This is a genomic window from Streptomyces sp. NPDC058231, assembly GCF_042882275.1.
Taxonomy (GTDB): domain Bacteria; phylum Actinomycetota; class Actinomycetes; order Streptomycetales; family Streptomycetaceae; genus Streptomyces.
Genome location: NZ_JBHVWN010000040.1, coordinates 1 through 17575 on the forward strand (window position 1 = coordinate 1; position 17575 = coordinate 17575).

Annotated in this window: 15 protein-coding genes; 5 read left to right on the top strand and 10 right to left on the bottom strand. The window is 72.7% G+C overall.

Annotated features, from left to right (window positions below; translation table 11 throughout):
* Positions 1-215: 215 nt before the first annotated feature.
* The 8 genes from ACFVXE_RS24280 to ACFVXE_RS24315 all read right to left on the bottom strand — a co-directional run bounded on the left by ACFVXE_RS24280 (position 216) and on the right by ACFVXE_RS24315 (position 7390).
* Complete coding sequence (locus ACFVXE_RS24280; protein ID WP_389674146.1) at positions 216-716, bottom strand: DinB family protein; 501 nt, start codon at positions 714-716, stop codon at positions 216-218.
* Between the two features lie 158 nt (positions 717-874).
* On the bottom strand, positions 875-1993 hold the full coding sequence (gene serC / locus ACFVXE_RS24285) for a phosphoserine transaminase (RefSeq protein WP_389674041.1): 1119 nt from the start codon (positions 1991-1993) through the stop codon (positions 875-877).
* Between the two features lie 93 nt (positions 1994-2086).
* Complete coding sequence (locus ACFVXE_RS24290) at positions 2087-3295, bottom strand: cytochrome P450 (RefSeq protein WP_389674043.1); 1209 nt, start codon at positions 3293-3295, stop codon at positions 2087-2089.
* On the bottom strand, positions 3292-4548 hold the full coding sequence (locus ACFVXE_RS24295; RefSeq protein ID WP_389674044.1) for a cytochrome P450: 1257 nt from the start codon (positions 4546-4548) through the stop codon (positions 3292-3294). Before ACFVXE_RS24295 ends, ACFVXE_RS24290 begins: the two co-directional genes overlap by 4 nt.
* A complete protein-coding gene (locus tag ACFVXE_RS24300; protein WP_389674045.1) occupies positions 4545-5195 on the bottom strand; it encodes an ATP/GTP-binding protein in 651 nt (216 codons plus the stop codon). Before ACFVXE_RS24300 ends, ACFVXE_RS24295 begins: the two co-directional genes overlap by 4 nt.
* Complete coding sequence (locus ACFVXE_RS24305) at positions 5176-5538, bottom strand: DUF742 domain-containing protein (RefSeq protein ID WP_389674046.1); 363 nt, start codon at positions 5536-5538, stop codon at positions 5176-5178. The genes ACFVXE_RS24300 and ACFVXE_RS24305 overlap by 20 nt, the downstream gene beginning before the upstream one ends.
* A complete protein-coding gene (locus tag ACFVXE_RS24310; protein ID WP_389674047.1) occupies positions 5535-5972 on the bottom strand; it encodes a roadblock/LC7 domain-containing protein in 438 nt (145 codons plus the stop codon). Before ACFVXE_RS24310 ends, ACFVXE_RS24305 begins: the two co-directional genes overlap by 4 nt.
* Complete coding sequence (locus ACFVXE_RS24315; RefSeq protein ID WP_389674049.1) at positions 5969-7390, bottom strand: ATP-binding protein; 1422 nt, start codon at positions 7388-7390, stop codon at positions 5969-5971. Before ACFVXE_RS24315 ends, ACFVXE_RS24310 begins: the two co-directional genes overlap by 4 nt.
* Positions 7391-7657: 267 nt before the next feature.
* Between ACFVXE_RS24315 and ACFVXE_RS24320 the strand changes: the two genes are divergently transcribed.
* The gene (locus ACFVXE_RS24320) at positions 7658-10483 is read left to right on the top strand and encodes an FAD-binding and (Fe-S)-binding domain-containing protein (protein ID WP_389674051.1); all 2826 of its coding nucleotides are present in this window, start codon (positions 7658-7660) and stop codon (positions 10481-10483) included.
* A gap of 92 nt (positions 10484-10575) precedes the next feature.
* Here the strand turns inward: ACFVXE_RS24320 and ACFVXE_RS24325 are convergent, their stop codons facing one another.
* Positions 10576-11466: a LysR family transcriptional regulator gene (locus ACFVXE_RS24325; protein ID WP_389674053.1), complete on the bottom strand. Its 891-nt coding sequence runs from the start codon at positions 11464-11466 to the stop codon at positions 10576-10578.
* Positions 11467-11612: 146 nt separating this feature from the next.
* Here ACFVXE_RS24325 and ACFVXE_RS24330 point away from each other — a divergent pair, with 146 nt between their 5' ends.
* Positions 11613-12590, top strand: coding sequence for a DMT family transporter (locus tag ACFVXE_RS24330; RefSeq protein ID WP_389674055.1), 978 nt, complete (start codon positions 11613-11615; stop codon positions 12588-12590).
* 33 nt (positions 12591-12623) lie between these two features.
* Here the strand turns inward: ACFVXE_RS24330 and ACFVXE_RS24335 are convergent, their stop codons facing one another.
* A complete protein-coding gene (locus ACFVXE_RS24335) occupies positions 12624-13334 on the bottom strand; it encodes an NUDIX domain-containing protein (RefSeq protein ID WP_389674056.1) in 711 nt (236 codons plus the stop codon).
* Between the two features lie 138 nt (positions 13335-13472).
* Here ACFVXE_RS24335 and ACFVXE_RS24340 point away from each other — a divergent pair, with 138 nt between their 5' ends.
* From ACFVXE_RS24340 to ACFVXE_RS24350, 3 genes are read left to right on the top strand one after another with little or no spacing between them, the layout of a single operon-like run.
* A complete protein-coding gene (locus ACFVXE_RS24340) occupies positions 13473-14267 on the top strand; it encodes a TIGR03084 family metal-binding protein (RefSeq protein ID WP_389674058.1) in 795 nt (264 codons plus the stop codon).
* Positions 14264-15979 (top strand): acyclic terpene utilization AtuA family protein, encoded by a 1716-nt coding sequence (locus tag ACFVXE_RS24345; protein WP_389674060.1) that lies wholly within the window; start codon positions 14264-14266, stop codon positions 15977-15979. The genes ACFVXE_RS24340 and ACFVXE_RS24345 overlap by 4 nt, the downstream gene beginning before the upstream one ends.
* Complete coding sequence (locus ACFVXE_RS24350) at positions 15976-17574, top strand: acyl-CoA carboxylase subunit beta (RefSeq protein ID WP_389674062.1); 1599 nt, start codon at positions 15976-15978, stop codon at positions 17572-17574. The genes ACFVXE_RS24345 and ACFVXE_RS24350 overlap by 4 nt, the downstream gene beginning before the upstream one ends.
* The last annotated feature ends 1 nt before the right edge of the window (position 17575 follow it).

Sequence of the window (17575 nt, forward strand, 5' to 3'; positions counted from 1 at the left end):
GGTGCCTGGGCCTCGCCGTCCTCGGCTACCTCTGGGCAACCTCGAAATTCAACAGCGACCCCAAGTAACCCCCATGACCACGCGGACCACCCCCCACAACCCCCACACCCACCCCCAGGGGCGGCGACCCCGACACCACGTCGGCACACGCCGCCCCACCACCACACCCCACCCACAACCCCCACACCCACCCAGGCGTCCGGAAGCCCGGAGGCCTACGCGGAGGCGCTCTGCGGGTGCGTCCCCGTTGCCCCGTCGATCAGTTCGCGGACGATGTCCATGTGCCCGGCGTGCCGTACGACGTCCTCCAGCATGTGGATGAGCACCCAGCGCATCGACACCTTCCGGCCGTCCCATGCCGTACCCAGCTCGTCGAGCGGGGTCTCCGCTATCGCCAGGTCCGCGGCGGCGCGGGCGCGGGCGTAGAAGGCCAGGATGTCGGCCGTCGTCTCGCCCGGGGCGACCGCCATGTCCTCCGTGGACGCGTCGAACCAGAGCTTCTCCGTCTCGCGGCCGAACGGTGTGCAGAACCAGCCGTACTCGACCGTCGCCAGATGCTTCACCAGGCCCAGCAGATTCGTGCCCGTCGGCGTCATCGGGCGACGCAGCTGCTCGTCGTCGAGGCCGTCCAGCTTCCACAGCACCGCGTCACGGTGCCGGTCGAGGGCGATGTGCAGGGACTCCTTCTCGTTGCCGGTGTACGGCACGGTCTTCATCATGCGGGGACTCTAGTGCTGTGACCGACGAGCCCCCGCCGGGGAACGAACGGGCGGGGCCGATCCGCAACGCCCTCACGGAGGCGGCCGGGTGGGGACGCCGAAGGGCCCCCGGCACGGACGCGTACCGGGGGCCCTCCACGACGTGCGGCAGTCGGTTACAGCTTCTCGATCACATAGTCGATGCAGGCCGTGAGGGCCTGGACGTCCGCCGGGTCGATCGCCGGGAACATCGCGATGCGCAGCTGGTTGCGGCCGAGCTTGCGGTACGGCTCGGTGTCGACGATGCCGTTGGCGCGCAGCACCTTGGCGATCGCCGCGGCGTCGATCTCGTCCGCGAAGTCGATCGTGCCGATGACCGCCGAGCGCTTCGCCGGGTCGGTGACGAACGGGGTCGCGTACTTCGACTCCTCGGCCCAGCCGTACAGGTGCTGCGCCGACGCGGCGCTGCGACCGGTCGAGAAGTCCAGGCCGCCCTGGCTGTTGAACCAGGTCAGCTGCTCGTTCAGGAGGAACAGCGTGGCCAGGGACGGGGTGTTGTACGTCTGGTTCTTGAGCGAGTTGTCGATCGCCGTCGGCAGCGAGAAGAACTCCGGGATGTGGCGGCCGGAGGCGTGGATGCGTGCGGCGCGCTCCAGGGCCGCCGGGGAGAACGCGGCGATCCACAGGCCACCGTCGGCGGCGAAGACCTTCTGCGGTCCGAAGTAGTAGACGTCCGTCTCGGTGACGTCGACCGGCAGGCCGCCCGCGCCGGAGGTGGCGTCCACCAGGATCAGGGAACCCTCGTCGGCGCCCGCGACGCGCTTGACCGGCATGGCGACACCGGTCGACGTCTCGTTCTGCGTGAACGCGTAGACGTCGACGCCCGCCTCGGCCTGCGGGTCCGGGTGGGTGCCCGGTTCGGAGGCGATGACGCTCGGGTCGGCGAGCCACGGGGCGAGCTTCGCGGCCGTCGTGAACTTCGACGAGAACTCACCGAAGTTGAGGTGCTGGGACTTCGTCTCGATCAGACCGTGCGTCGCGATGTCCCAGAAGGCGGTGGAGCCGCCGTTGCCCAGGACCACCTCGTATCCCTCGGGGAGGGAGAAGAGGTCGCGCACACCCTCACGCACCGAGCCGACCAGGTTCTTGACCGGGGCCTGGCGGTGGGACGTACCGAGAAGAGACGCCCCGGTGGCGGCCAGCGCGTCGAGCGCCTCCGTCCGCACCTTGGAAGGACCGGCGCCGAAGCGCCCGTCGGAGGGCTTGATGTCAGCGGGAATCTGGATGTCGGCCACGGACCGGAGCGTAGTACCTCACGGACCCGGCAGAAGACCGTGTCCGTCCGATGAGACACCCGATCCGGTCCGCGGACCGCATCGCGCCGCGGGTCAGCCCAGCTCGACCGGCAGGTCGTACAGGTCGTTCTGGGTGACGACCGGCTTGTTCCGCAGCTCGGACGCCGGGACGGCGAGTTCCAGCTCGGGGAACCGCTCGTACAGCGCGGGCAGCGCCACCCCCGCCTCCAGCCGGGACAGCGCGGCGCCCGGACAGACGTGCGGGCCGTGGCCGAACGCGATGTGCCGGTTGGGGGAGCGGGTGACGTCGAACTCCCCGGCCGTCGGACCGTACTGCGCCTCGTCGCGGCCCAGCGCGCCGAAGGAGACGATCAGCGCCTCCCCCTTCGGCAGCACCTTGTCGCCGACCTCGACATCCTCGGTGGCGAACCGGATGAGCACGTGAGAGGTCGGGGTGTTCCAGCGGAGGGTCTCCTCGATCACGTTCTCCCACGGCACCTCCCCGCCCAGCACCTGCTTCCGCTGCTCCGGGTGGGTCTGGAGCGCGACGACCGCGTTCACGATGAGGCTGATCGTGGTCTCGTGACCGGCCGCGATGATCAGCTGAAGGGTGTTGACGATCTCCTCGTCGGTGAGCCGGTCGCCGTCCTCGGACGCCGCGATCAGAGCACTGGTCAGGTCGTCGCCCGGGTTCTCCCGCTTGGAGTCGACGATCTTGGTGAAGAGCGCGCCGAGGTCCGCCATCATCTGCGGGACCTCCTCCGGCGGGGTCTGCGTCGAGAAGAACTTCTCGAACAGCTCCTTCAGCCGCGGGTGGTCGGCGCCGTCCACCCCCATCAGCTCGCTGACGACGTTCATCGGCAGCGGGTACGCGAACTCCGCCTTCAGGTCGACCTGCTCGCCCCTGGGCAGCGCCGCCAGCCGGTCCAGGCTCGCCGTGGTCAGCGCCTCGATGCCCACCCGCAGCCGCTCCACCCGCTTCACAGTCAGCGCCTGCGCGACCAGGGTGCGCAGCCGGCGGTGGTCCGCGCCGTCGACCGTCAGCATGGAGCGGCCCGGGTTGGCGAGACCGATCAGCGGCCAGTCCATGGGTATCTCGCCGCGCTGCCAGGCGCCCCAGACGTTGATGTCCTTCACGATCCTGCTGTCGGTGAGCAGCTGGCGTGCCTCCGCGTGGTGGGTGACCGCGTAGCAGTGCACCCCGCCCGGCAGCTCCACCTCGGCGAGCGGGCCGGCGGCGCGCAGCCGGGCGCTCTCCCCGTGGAGATCGGTGACGAAGGGGTCGAGGGCGATCCGGGTCATCTCTGTCCTCCGAGCGCAGGGGTGGGCGTGAAGGCCACGGGCAGGTCCGTCAGGCCGCGCAGCCACGGCGAGGGGCGCCGGGTGAGCTGGGTGGCGGGAACGGCGAGGTCGATGTCCGGGAGCCGGTCGAGGAGCACCTCGATACCGGTACGGGCGATGACCTCGGCGGTCTCCTGGGCGGGGAACGGACAGCGGTGCTCGCCGTGGCCGAAGGAGAGGAAGGCGTTGTTGCCGCCGGTCAGCGCGGAGCCGTCGGTGCGGACCTGCGGGTCCGCGTTAGCGGCGGCGATGCCGAGCAGCAGCAGGTCGCCCGCCTGGATGTGGCGCCCGCCGAGATGGGTGTCGCGCGAGGCCCAGCGTCCCGCGACGTTCTGGGTCGGGGTGTCCTCCCAGAGCGCTTCGTTCATCGCCTCGGCGACGCTGTGCCGCCCGCCCGACAGGGAGGCGGTGAACCGGTCGTCGGTGAGCATCAGCCGCAGTGAGTTGCCCATCCAGTCGGCGGTCGGCTGGTGGCCGGCCGCCATCATGACCATGAGGTCCTGGGCGACCTCCTCGTCGGTGAAGCCGCCGGTGTCGGCGAGCATCCGGGTGGCGACGTCGTCGCCGGGCTCGGCGTGCTTGTCCACCAGCAGCTGCGCCATGGACGAGGCGAGGTGCTGCTGCCCGGCGAGGGCCCGCTCCCGGCCGTCGATCATGTCGTTGATCGATCCGACGAGGGCGCGGCCGACGGCGTCGCCGAAGCCGTAGATCTTCGCCAGTACGAGAGCGGGCAGCAGCATCGCGTAGTCGGCGATGATGTCGGTCCCGCCCGTGGAGCAGAACCCGTCGACGAGTTCGTCGGCGAACTCCTCCGCGTACCGCTTCAGGGCGAACGGGTCGACGGCCTCCAGCGCCTCGCTGATCATCGCGGCGCGCTCGGTGTGACGCGGTCCGACCGTGTAGAGGATCGACGGCTGCTTGTGGCCGATCATCGGCAGCAGCGGCCAGTCGTCGGGGATGCGGTCCCACTGGTTCCACAGGTCGGAGTCACGGCTGAACAGCACGGGGTCGCCGGTCAGCTGGTGCAGTTCGCGGTAGCCGAGCACCAGCCAGGCGGGGATGTCCCCGTCCAGGACGACGGGTGCGACGGCTCCGTGGTCGCGACGCATCTCCCGGTACAGCGTGGCGGGTTCGGTCTGGAACCGGGGACCGGAGAGCGGCGCGGGGCCGTGCGCCACGGGGCAGACGGAGGGCGGCGCGGGGGACTGGGTCACGGGGTGGGCTCCGGGGTCTTCTCCGGCGCGGTCTCCGGACGGGCGGTGGACGGGCCGGCGGCTCTGCCCTGCGCGAGGGCGTGGAGGTGCTCGACCAGCGTGATCAGTACGTACTTGCTGGACGACCGGTCCCGGGCGTCGCACTCCACGAGGGGCACGTCGTCCGAGAGGTCGAGAGCCTCGCGTATCTGCTGTTCGGTGTGGAGCGGCCCGCCGAAGTCGTTGCACGCCACGATGAACGGCGTGCCGTGGTGCTCCAGACGGTCGATGGCGTACCAGGAGTCGGCGAGCCGGCGGGTGTCGACGAGGACGACGGCACCGAGCGTCCCGGAGAACAGCCGGTCCCACAGGAACCAGAAGCGTTCCTGGCCGGGAGCGCCGAAGAGGTACAGCACCGAGCGCTCGTCGAGGGAGATCCGGCCGAAGTCGAAGGCGACGGTCGTGGACGTCTTCGACTGCACGCCGTCGAGGTGGTCGACGGCCTCGCCCGCGCGGGTCATGGTCTCTTCCGTGTTCAGCGGACGGATCTCGCTGACGGATCGGACCATGGTGGTCTTGCCTACCCCGAAGCCGCCGACGACGACGATCTTCAGACCGTTGTCGGCGGTCGCCTGCAGGGCGGCACGGTCAGAGGTTGCGGAGTCCAACGAGCACCTGTTCCAGAATGTCGGGGTCGGGGAGCCGGTCCGCGACACGTGCGGTACGGGGGTGGCGGGCGCTGATCCGCCCGGTGTCCAGCAGGTCGGACAGCATGATCCGGACGATGCTGACGGGCAGGCCGAGGCCCGCCGCGATCTCGACGACCGCGGTGGGGCTCTGGCACATCCGCAGGATCGTGACGTGCTCCGACTGCGTGCCGGGCGTCGGCTCGCATTCGGAGACCACCAGCGTCACCAGGTCGAACGCGTCCGAATCTGACCGGCTGCGGCCACCGGTGAGGGTGTACAGCCGGTCCGGGTCGTCGTCCCGGCCGGGGCGGAGGCGGGTCATACGGTGGTGGTCGCGTCAGCCGGGTCGGCTTCGGACGGGGAACGCGGCGGGGCGCTGAGGTGCTCGCCGAGCTGCTCGACGAGTTCGCTCATGTTGTGGCCGATGAGGCCGACGTCGGAGTCGTCGGAGGCGACGACGGCGAGATGGGCGCCCGCGCCCGCCTCGACGATGAAGAGCACGCCGCCGTAGAACTCGGCCATCGCGGACCGTACGCCGCCGGTGCCGTCACCGAACTCGACGGACGCGCCGTGCGACAGGCTCTGGATCCCGGCCGAGATCGCGGCCAGCTGGTCGGCCTGGTCGACGGAGAGCTCGGGGGTACGGCAGAGCTTGAGGCCGTCCCTGGACAGGACGAGGGCGTGCCGGGTGCCGGGGGTGCGCTCCAGGAGCCCCTCCAGCAGCCAGTTGAGCTTCTCGTCGGTGGTCGCGGTCATCGGGTGTTGCCTTCCGGGTGCGAGGAGTTGGGTCGTACTGCCTGGCGGAAGCTGCTGAAGCGCGCTGCCTGTTCCTTGGGATCGGCGGTACGGGCCCGGGGAGTTGCGGTGGCGCGGGTGGCGTTGTTGCGTGACTCGGCGGCGGCCAGGGTGCGGCCACGGGTGCGCTTGGGGAGCCCGCTCTCACCGAACCGGGGGAGGCCGCCGGTGGTCTCGGACGCGGAGGAGTCCCCGGGGGCGGTCTCGGTCCGCGCTGCCGGGGCCGCCGCCCCGTGGGAGGGCTCGGGCTCGGCGGCGATGACCGGCGCGGCCTCCGGGGCGGGCACCGGGGTGCGGGTGATCAGCTCCTGCGGGAGCATCATCAGCGCGCCCGTGCCGCCGCGTGCGGACGGCCGGAACGACACCGTCATGCCGTGCTTACGGGCGAGCCGGCCGACCACGGCGAGGCCGAGCCGGGTGCCGGACAGCCGGGTCAGGTCCTGGTGGGTGGCGGACACCGCCTGCTCCGCGCGCCGCAGCTGGACGTCGCTCATCACCAGACCGCTGTCCTCGACGGTCAGGACGATGCCGGCCGGCACCTCCTCGACGTACACATGGACCTCCGCTGTGGGCGGAGAGAAGTTGGCAGCGTTGTCGAGGAGTTCGGCGAGGGCGTGCATGACACCCTCGGCGGCGTGACCGGCGATCGCGACGTCGCTGGTCGAGTGGAGACGTACCCGCTGGTAGCCGCCGATCCGTCCCATCGCGCCGCGCAGGATGGACTCCATCACGATCGGCTTCGACCAGCGCCGACCGGAGCGGGCCCCGGTCAGCACGGCGATGGAGTCGGCGAGCCGGCCCGCCTGGGCGGTGCGGTGGTCCAGGTGCAGGAGATCGCCGAGCACGTCCTCGGCGGAGTGGCGGTGCTCCATATCGCGCAGGTCGGCCAGCATGCTGGTGGCGAGCGCCTGCATCCGGCCGGCGGCGTTGGCGCAGGCGGCGAGCGCGGCGGAGCGCTCGGTCTCGCTGCGGGACACGCGGGCGGTGAGCCGCTCGACCTCGGCGCCCAGCCGGGCGGACTGGGCGGCGGCCTGTTCGGTGATCCGGGCGGTCTCGGTCGCCGCGGCGGCCTTGATCCTGGCCGCTTCCGCGGTGAACCGCTGGGCGTCGGCCGCCGAGGTCGACACCAGCCGCGAGGTCTCGGCGGTGAACCGCTCGGACTCGGCGGTGCGGCGCGCGCGCAGCAGGCGTGCGATGACCCGGGCATGGACGGCGACGGCCACGGCCACGGACAGCAGCGCGGCGGCGGCGCTCGCCCCCCAGGCCAGCGGTGTTCTCACCGAGGCGGGGGCGGCGAGGACCGCCCACAGGCAGCAGGAACCGGTGAGGGCCGCCGAGACCAGCAGGGCCAGTGCGGTCGGCCGGAGTGTGGGGCGCAAGCGGAGTCCTCGGGGCGGACGGTGGCGGACAGGGCAGATGCGGACAGGTCGGTACGTGTGGGGGTGATCGTGATCAACCGGAGTTGATAATTCCTAGTCAAGTAGAGGTCACTATATGAGAATTGACGATCTGTTTGGGAAGGCCTTGTGGCCTTTCTCTGTCACGTATGTGATTACGGATCCGACGTATTCCGACGTACTGACGTATTCGGGGAAACGCGAAGGGGTATCCCTTCTCCCCGCCCCCGCCGACGGCATCCTGGACGCATGGCTGAACGACACGACCGCACCGCTCTGCTGAGGGCCCTCGACGGTGCCGTGCGCGGAGAGGTGGAGTCCGACGCCACCGCGCGGGCGCTGAACACCATGGACGCCTCCAACTACCGCCGGGTGCCGCTCGCGGTGGTCGCCCCGCGCGACGCCGACGACGTCGCCGCCGCGCTCGCCGTCTGCCGCGCGCACGGGGTGCCCGTCGTGCCGCGCGGCGGCGGCACCTCCATCGCCGGACAGGCCACCGGAACGGGTGTGGTCCTGGACCTCACCCGCCACCTGCGGAGGATCACCGCGCTGGACGCGGAGTCCAGGACGGCCGTCGTCCAGCCGGGTGTGGTCCTGGACGAGCTGCGTGCCGCCGCCGCGCCGCACGGCCTGACCTTCGGCCCCGACCCGTCCACCCACAGCCGCTGCACGCTCGGCGGCATGATCGGCAACAACTCCTGCGGCGCCCACTCGGTGGCCTGGGGCACCACCGCCGACAACATCCACGCCCTGACCGTCGCCAGCTACGGCGGCGACACGCTCCGGCTCGGCCGGGGCCGGTGGGACGGCGCCCCCGCCGGTCTCCGCGAACTGGCCGGCGGTCACCTCGCCCTGCTCCGCACCGGTTTCCCCGAACTCCCGCGCCGCATCTCCGGATACGCCCTCGACGCGCTGCTCCCCGAGCGCGGCCCGGACCTCGCCCGGGCCTTCTGCGGCAGTGAGGGCACGCTCGGCGTGGTGACGGAGGCGACCGTACGGCTGGTCGAGATGCCCCGGGCCCGCGCTCTGGCCGTACTCGGCTACGCCGACGAGTCCGCCGCCGCCGAAGCCGCCCCGGGGCTCCTGCCGTACCGGCCACTGACGGTCGAGGGGATGGCCGCGGATCTCGTCCGTGAACCGGCAGGACTGCCGCGCGGTGGCGCCTGGCTCCTCGTCGAGACGGGCGGCGGCACCCCCGCCGAGGCGCGGGCGCACGCCGAACGGATCCTGCGGGCGGCCGACGCGGTGGACGGCGCCGTCGTCACCGACCCGGCCGGGCAGCGGACCCTGTGGCGCATCCGCGAGGACGCGGCCGGAACCGCGACCCGGACGGCCGACGGCAGCGAGGCGTGGCCCGGATGGGAGGACTGCGCCGTACCGCCCGCCCGCCTCGGCCCGTATCTGCGCGACTTCCGGCGCCTGCTCGCCGAGTACGGGCTGCGCGGCACCCCGTACGGCCACTTCGGCGAGGGGTGCATCCATGTCCGGATCGACTTCGACCTGCTGAGCACGGACGGGGTGGCCCGCTTCCGCCGCTTCTCCGAGGAGCTCGCGACGCTCGTGGTGGCCCACGGCGGCTCGCTGAGCGGCGAGCACGGCGACGGCCAGGCCAGGGCCGAGCTGCTGCCCCGGATGTACGGAGACGAACTCGTCGCCCTCTTCGGTGAGTTCAAGGACATCTGGGACCCGGACGGCGGTATGAACCCCGGTATCCTCGCCCGCCCTGCCCGGCTCGACGAGAACCTCCGCTTCGAGGTGCTGCCCCGCCGCCCGGTGGACGTCGTCTTCGGCTACCCGCACGACGGCGGGGACTTCTCGGCGGCCGTACGCAGATGTGTCGGCGTCGCCAAGTGCCGTACGGCGCAGGCGCCGGACACGGGCGTGATGTGCCCGTCGTTCCGGGTGACCGGCGAGGAGGCCCACTCCACCCGCGGCCGGGCCCGGCTGCTGCACGAGATGCTGGCCGGCGAGATCGTCACGGACGGCTGGCGGAGCGAGGAGGTGCGGGACGCGCTCGACCTCTGCCTGTCCTGCAAGGGGTGCCGCAGCGACTGCCCGGTGGGCGTGGACATGGCCACGTACAAGGCGGAGTTCCTGCACCATCATTACCGGCGCCGCCGCCGTCCGGCCTCGCACTACACGCTGGGGCGGCTGCCGCAGTGGCTGCGCCTGGCCGCCCCGTTCGCCGGGGTGCTGAACGCCCTGGCCGGAATCAGCCCGCTCGCCACCCTCGCGAAACGCCTGGCGGGCATCGCCCCGGAGCGGACCCTTCCGGTGCTGGCGCGGAAGACCTTCACCCGGTGGGTCCGTGCGCGGAGGCGCGGGAAGCGGCCGCTGCTCCCGGACAGCCGGACGGTGACCCTCTGGCCGGACACCTTCACCGACCACTTCTCCCCGGAGGTCGGCAGGGCGGCGGTCCGGGTCCTGGAGGCGGCGGGCCGCACCGCCGTGCACCCGGGACGGGGCGTGTGCTGCGGCCTCACCTATGTGTCGACGGGCCAGCTGGACCGGGCCCGCAGGGTCATGCGCCGCACCCTGGACCGGATGGGCGCATCCCTGGGCGATCCGCTCGTCGTCCTCGAACCGAGCTGCGCCGCCACCCTCCGCACGGACCTCCCGGAACTCCTCCCCGACGACCCCCGGGCCGCCCGGCTCGCGGCTTCGGTGCGGACCTTGGCGCAGTACCTGGAGGAGTACGCCCCCGACTGGCAGCCGCCCCGCCTGGACCGGCCGGCCGTCGGCCAGACCCACTGCCACCAGCACGCGGTCCTGGGCGACGCGGCCGAACGCCGCCTGCGGGATCGGGCCGGACTGACGGGGGAGCTGAGCGGCGGCTGCTGCGGGCTGGCCGGGAACTTCGGTTTCGAGCGCGGCCACTGGGAGGTGTCGGCGGCCTGCGCGGAGGAGCGGCTGCTGCCGTCGGTGCGGGGCGCGGCGCCCGGCACCGAGATCCTGGCGGACGGCTTCTCGTGCCGGACCCAGCTGGAACAGCTGGGCGGAGTGCGGGCGCGGCACCTGGCGGAGGCGCTGGCCGAAGGTCTGGACGAGGCCGACGCGCGACCGTACGGCGACTGAGGGGCACGGGCGGGGCGGGAGAGAGCCGTGGTGGCCGGCCGGTCCCCGGCGTTCACAGCACCTCGACTACAGCACCGGGTAAGGGCATTCCCTCATCCGTCGAGGTCCCGCCCGATGATCTCGCGGGCCAGCGCGGCGAGCTCCGGCAGCGCCGGGTGGCCGGGGGCGTCGCGCCGGGCGAGCAGCAGCGGCACCGCCGGGGCGTCCACGAGCGGGCGGTACGCGACCCCGGCGTGCGGGTGCATGCCGGCGGTGGAGGCGGCCGACACCCCGGAGCCGCGCCCGGCCGCGATGGCGGTCAGCCAGTCGTCGGTGTTGGCGACGGTGACGGTGGCGGCGGGGCGGCCGTGCGGCGGCCAGAGCTCGACGGTGGTGGTGCCGGAGACGGTGTTCAGCACGACGGTCCCGTCCGCGAGATCGGCGAGGCGGAGCGTGGCGTGCCCGGCGAGCGGCCCGTCCGCGGTCACCGCCGCCACCCGGTCCTCGCTGAGCAGTACCTCGGTGACCAGCCCGGGAGTGTCGACCGGTCCGCGCAGCAGCGCCGCGTCCACTTCGCCGCGGGTGAGCCCGGCCGTGCGGTCGTCGATCCGCAGCAGTTCGAGGGGCGTCTGCGGGTACCGCTCCTGCCAGTTGCGCAGCAGCGGTGTGGTGTACGGACCCAGCGCCGACCAGGCGTGCCCGAGCCGCAGGGGCCGGTGCCGCAGACCGCCGGGGTCGACCGCTTCGTCGAACGCGGCCACCGCGGCGGCCGCCTTGTCACGGAAGACGACGCCCTCGGGGGTGAGGGTGAGGTGGTGGGTGGAGCGGTCGACGAGCCGGAGCCCGAGGTGCCGTTCCAGTGCGGCGAGCGTGCGGGAGACGGCGGGCTGGGTGAGCCGGAGCGCGGCGGCGGCGCGTGTGACGTTGCCCGCTTCGGCGACGGCGAGGAAGGCCCGCAGATGGCGCAGCTCGACGGAGCGGCCCGTGCTCTGTCCTGTGCTCATGCGCGTGGAGCATAACGAGAGCGCAATCGGCATTTCACGCGCCGCGCGGACGTCTCTACGGTGAAGAGGCGTGCGCCACCGCAAGAGTGCAGTATCTTCAATTATCAAGTGCAACACATTGAACTCTCCGAGGATGAAGGCCGCCCGTGAAAGACCAGCGCAGTGCCGTGGAGCCGGCCGCAGCAGCCGTCGCCGTACCGGAGGCGGTGACCGCCCTCGACGGTCCGGGCGCCGCGCAGCCGGCGCGCCAGGGCGGCCGCAGGGCGGCGCTCGCTCCGGTGGCCCTGGTGGTCGCGGGCGGGCTCTCCGTCCAGTTCGGCTCCGCGGTCGCGGCCCTGCTGATGCCGCGGGCGGGCGCGCTCGGGGTGGTCACGCTCCGGCTGGCCGTCGCCGCGGTCGTCCTGCTGGCCGTCTGCCGCCCGAAACTGCGCGGCCACTCGCGGGCCGACTGGGGCACGGTGGCTGCGTTCGGCGTCGCCATGGGCGCCATGAACATGCTCTTCTACCAGGCGCTCGACCGGATCCCGCTGGGCGCGGCCGTCACCCTGGAGGTGCTCGGCCCGCTGGCGCTCTCGGTCGTCGCCTCCCGCCGTCTGATCAACTTCGTCTGGGCGGGTCTCGCGCTGGGCGGGGTGTTCCTGCTGGGCGGCGGCGGCTTCGACCGCCTGGACCCGCTCGGCGCGGCATTCGCGCTCGGCGCCGGGGCGATGTGGGCGACCTACATCATCTTCAGCGCCCGCACCGGCCGCCGCTTCCCGCAGGCCGACGGCCTGGCGCTGGCGATGACGGTCGCCGCGGTCCTGTCGCTCCCGCTGGGCATCCTGGAGTCCGGCGCGAAGCTCGCCGTGCCGTCGACGGTCGCGATGGGTGCGGCGGTGGCGCTGATGAGCTCGGTGCTGCCGTACACGCTGGAACTGATGGCGCTGCGCCGGCTTCCCGCGCCGACCTTCGCGGTCCTGATGAGTCTGGAACCGGCCATCGCCGCGACGGCCGGCTTCCTCATCCTCGACCAGGCACTGACGGCCACCGACGCCCTCGCCATCGCCCTCGTCATCGGGGCGAGCATGGGCGCGGTACGGAGCCAGGTGACCGGCGCCCGGGGCCGGAAGCCGGACCTGGCCTAGGGTTGTCCGTCCGGTTCGCGCCGGCCCGTACCCTCACCAGGCGCAGGCCGCGTCCAGGTCCCCCACCGAATCGGCGAGTTCGGCCGGCGGCACCGGCCAGCCGGAGTCGTGCCAGTGGGCGATCCGCCAGGACAGCCTGCGGGGCCACACCGGGGTGGACGGCAGCTCCGTGACGGGGACCCAGACCGGGGCGCCGCCGTAGTTGTCCAGGGTCTCCGGCGCGCCCACCTCACCCTCGGTCTCCATCGTGAAGTAGTGACCGCGGGTGCTGCCCCGCCAGATCCGGGCCACCTCGCGCACGACCGTCCCGCGCAGCGCGGTCTCCTCCCGCAGCTCGCGGACGGCCGCCGCCTCCGGCGTCTCGCCGGTCTCGACGCCACCGCCCGGGATCTCGAAGTGGCGCTGCCCGTCCTCGTCGAAACCGATCAGCAGTATCCGCCGGTCCCGGATGACGATCGCGCCGCCGCGCACCCGGCTCGGCGCGGCCGCCGTCGGGTCGTCCAGCGCGGCCGCCTCCTGCGGGAGCGCCCCCTGCGACCAGCCGCGCAGCACCTGTTCCGCCGTGCCGACCGGACGGATCCGGGCATGCAGCGCCTCGGTCAGGGAGAGAGCGACCGAGGGGCCCGCGGCGGTCCGGCCGCAGCCCGGGAAGGCGTAGTAGATACCGCTCTCGTCCCGATGCCGCTCCAGGACGAGTCTGCCGTCTTCGAAACGCACGCTCGCGGTGCGAGGTTCGCCAGTCATCGGCGGAGGCTAGCAGCCGGACCCCACATCCCGGACCGTCGTACGGCGGATGCAATAAAGCATGCAAGCATGCTTGCTTGTTTCCGGGACCGCTGACATGCTCCTCGGCACACCGCCACGCCCCGAGGGGAGCGCACCGTGTCCGACGCCGCAGCCGTGCTCGACGATCTGCGCAGCGAGAGCGAAGAACTCGACCTGCTGGTAGCGGATGTGAGAGACGACCAGTGGGCTGCGCCGACCCCCGCCGCGCGCTGGACCGTCGCCCATCAGATCGCCCATCTGACCTGGACCGACGAGGTCGCCCTGCTCGCCGCCACCGACGCGGACGCCTTCGGCGCGGAAGTGGCCAGGGCGCAGGCGGACCCCCTCGGCTTCGTCGACCGGGCCGCGGAGCGGCTCGTGCCGGCGCCACCGGCGGCGCTGCTCGCGCGCTGGCGCGACGGGCGCGAACGGCTCGGGCGCGCCCTGCGCGACGCCCCGCCCGGCACCCGCATCCCCTGGTACGGGCCGCCCATGAGCGTCGCCTCCATGGCGACCGCGCGACTCATGGAGACCTGGGCGCACGGGCAGGACATCGCCGACGCGCTCGGTGCCGAACGGGCCCCGACGGCCCGGCTGCGGCACGTCGCCCGGATCGGGGTGCGCGCCCGCGACTACGCCTACCTGGCACGGGGGATCGAGCCGCCCGGTGAGGAATTCCGGGTGGAGCTCACCTCACCCGACGGCGGGTCGATCACGTACGGGCCCGAGGGCGCCGCGCAGCGTGTGACCGGGCCGCTGCTGGACTTCTGCCTGCTCGTCACCCAGCGGGCCCACCGTGACGACCTGGCGGTGCGCGCCGTCGGCGCCGACGCCGACCGGTGGCTCGGCATCGCGCAGGCCTTCGCCGGGCCGCCCGGTCCCGGCCGTGCGCCCCGGGGCGGTGCACGGTGAGCGCCGCGCCGCTGCGGATCGGGAACGCCTCCGGGTTCTACGGCGACCGCTTCGACGCCGTGCGCGAGATGCTCACCGGTGGCCCCCTCGACGTCCTCACCGGCGACTATCTCGCCGAGCTGACCATGCTCATCCTGGGCCGGAGCCGGCTCAGGGACCCGAACGGCGGGTACGCCACCACTTTCCTGCGCCAGCTCGAAGAGGGACTCGGGCTCGCCCACGAGCGCGGCGTGCGGATCGTCGCCAATGCCGGAGGGCTCAACCCGGCCGGACTGGCCGACGCGGTCAGGCAGTTGGCGGAGAAGGTCGGCGTGCCGGTGCGGGTCGCGCACGTCGAGGGCGACAGCCTGCCCGTCCCCGACGGGTTCCTCACCGCCAACGCCTACCTCGGCGGCGCGGGCATCGCCGCCTGTCTGCGTGCCGGTGCCGACGTCGTCGTCACGGGACGGGTCACCGACGCCGCCCTCGTCACCGGACCCGCCGCCGCCCACTTCGGCTGGGGGCCGGACGACCACGACGCGCTCGCCGGAGCCGTCGTCGCCGGGCACGTGCTGGAGTGCGGCACCCAGGCGAGCGGCGGGAACTACTCCTTCTTCCGCGGCCACGACATCCGCCGGCCGGGCTTCCCGCTCGCCGAGCTCCACGCCGACGGTTCGTCCGTCATCACCAAGCACGACGGCACGGGCGGCGTCGTCGACGTCGGCACCGTCACCGCCCAGCTGCTGTACGAGACCGGGGGCGCGCGGTACGCCGGACCGGACGTGACCGCCCGCCTCGACACCGTACGGCTGACGCAGGACGGACAGGACCGGGTGAGGATCTCGGGGGTTCGCGGCGAGGCCCCGCCGCCCACCGTCAAGGTCGGGCTCAACCGGCTCGGGGGATGGCGCAACGAGGTCGTGTTCGTGCTCACCGGGCTCGACATCGAGGCCAAGACACAGCTGGTGCAGGAGCAGTTCGCGGACGCGCTCGCCCGGACCCGTACGGAACCCGACGAGGTGCGGTGGGAACTGGCCCGTACCGACAGGGCCGACGCCGACACCGAGGAGACCGCCAGCGCCCTGCTCCGGCTCGTCGTCCGCGACCAGGACCCGGAGACGGTCGGGCGCGCGGTCTCCGGGGCCGCGATCGAACTGGCCCTCGGCAGCTACCCCGGCTTCCACGTCACCGCCCCGCCCGGGAAGGGCGCGCCCTACGGGGTGTTCGAGGCGAGGTACGTACCGGCGGAGGAGGCCGGCCACACCGCGGTGCTGCCGGACGGGCGGCGGGAGGACATGGCGGCACCGGAGAAGGTGCGGGAGGTCGAGCGGGTGGACGAGCCCGCCCTCCCCGAGCCGCTGCCCGCCGGGATCACCCAGCTCGCCCCGCTCGGCCGCGTCGCGGGCGCCCGCAGCGGCGACAAGGGCGGCGACGCCAACGTCGGCGTATGGGTCGGGACCGACGACGCCTGGCGCTGGCTGGCGCACGAGCTCACCGTCGAACGGTTCCAGGAACTGCTCCCGGAGACCGCCGAACTGACCGTCGTGCGGCATGTCCTGCCGAACCTGCGCGCCCTGAACTTCGTCGTCCACGGCCTCCTCGGCGAGGGCGTCGCCGCACAGGCCCGCTTCGATCCGCAGGCGAAGGCGGTGGGGGAGTGGCTGCGGTCCCGGCACCTTCCCGTCCCCGTGACCCTGCTCGAAACCACCGACGCACCGGAGGCGCACGCATGACCGTCCTGGCCACCGGGCTCGACAGCGCGAGCCCCGACCACGCCGCCAACCGCGCCGCCATGCTCGCCAAGCTCACCGAGCTCGACGCCGAGCACGTCAAGGCCCTCGCGGGCGGCGGCGAGAAGTACGTCGAGCGGCACCGGGGACGGGGCAAGCTCCTCGCCCGGGAGCGGATCGAGCTGCTGGTCGACCCCGACACCCCCTTCCTGGAACTCTCCCCGCTCGCCGCCTGGGGCAGCGAGTACACGGTGGGCGCCTCGCTCGTCACCGGTATCGGCGTCATCGAGGGCGTGGAGTGCCTGATCACCGCGAACGACCCGACGGTACGCGGCGGCGCGTCCAACCCCTGGACGCTGAAGAAGGCCCTGCGCGCCAACGAGATCGCCTTCGCCAACCGGCTGCCGTGCGTCTCCCTCGTCGAGTCCGGCGGGGCGGACCTGCCGTCCCAGAAGGAGATCTTCATCCCCGGCGGCGCGCTCTTCCGGGACCTCACCCGGCTCTCCGCCGCCGGCATCCCGACCGTGGCGGTCGTCTTCGGGAACTCCACCGCCGGCGGGGCGTACGTCCCAGGCATGTCCGACCACACCGTCATGATCAAGGAACGGTCCAAGGTGTTCCTCGGCGGACCACCGCTGGTGAAGATGGCGACCGGTGAGGAGAGCGACGACGAGTCCCTGGGCGGCGCCGACATGCATGCCCGTACCTCCGGGCTCGCCGACCACTTCGCCGTCGACGAGCACGACGCGCTGCGCCAGGCCCGGCGGATCGTCGCCCGGCTCAACTGGCGCAAGGCGCACCCCGACCCGGGTCCTGCCGAACCCCCGAAGTACGACGCGGACGAGCTGCTCGGGATCGTCCCCGGCGATCTGAAGGTCCCGTTCGACCCGCGCGAGGTCATCGCCCGGCTCGTCGACGGATCGGACTTCGACGCGTTCAAACCGCTGTACGGGACGAGTCTGGTCACCGGCTGGGCCCGGCTGCACGGCTACCCCGTCGGCATCCTCGCCAACGCCCAGGGTGTGCTGTTCAGCGAGGAGTCGCAGAAGGCCGCCCAGTTCATCCAGCTCGCCAACCAGCGCGACATCCCGCTCCTCTTCCTGCACAACACCACCGGCTACATGGTCGGCAAGGAGTACGAACAGGGCGGCATCATCAAGCACGGCGCGATGATGATCAACGCGGTGTCGAACTCCCGGGTCCCGCACCTGTCCGTACTGATGGGCGCCTCGTACGGGGCCGGGCACTACGGCATGTGCGGGCGCGCCTACGACCCGCGCTTCCTCTTCGCCTGGCCGAGCAGCAAGTCAGCCGTCATGGGGCCGCAGCAGCTCGCGGGGGTGCTCTCCATCGTCGCGCGCGCCTCCGCCGCAGCGAAGGGACGGCCCTACGACGACGAGGCCGACGCCGGACTGCGCGCCATGGTCGAGCAGCAGATCGAGTCCGAGTCCCTGCCGATGTTCCTCTCCGGGCGTCTGTACGACGACGGGGTCATCGACCCGCGCGACACCCGGACCGTCCTCGGTCTCTGCCTGTCCGCGATCCACACCGCCCCGGTCGAAGGCGCCCGTGGCGGCTTCGGCATCTTCCGGATGTGAG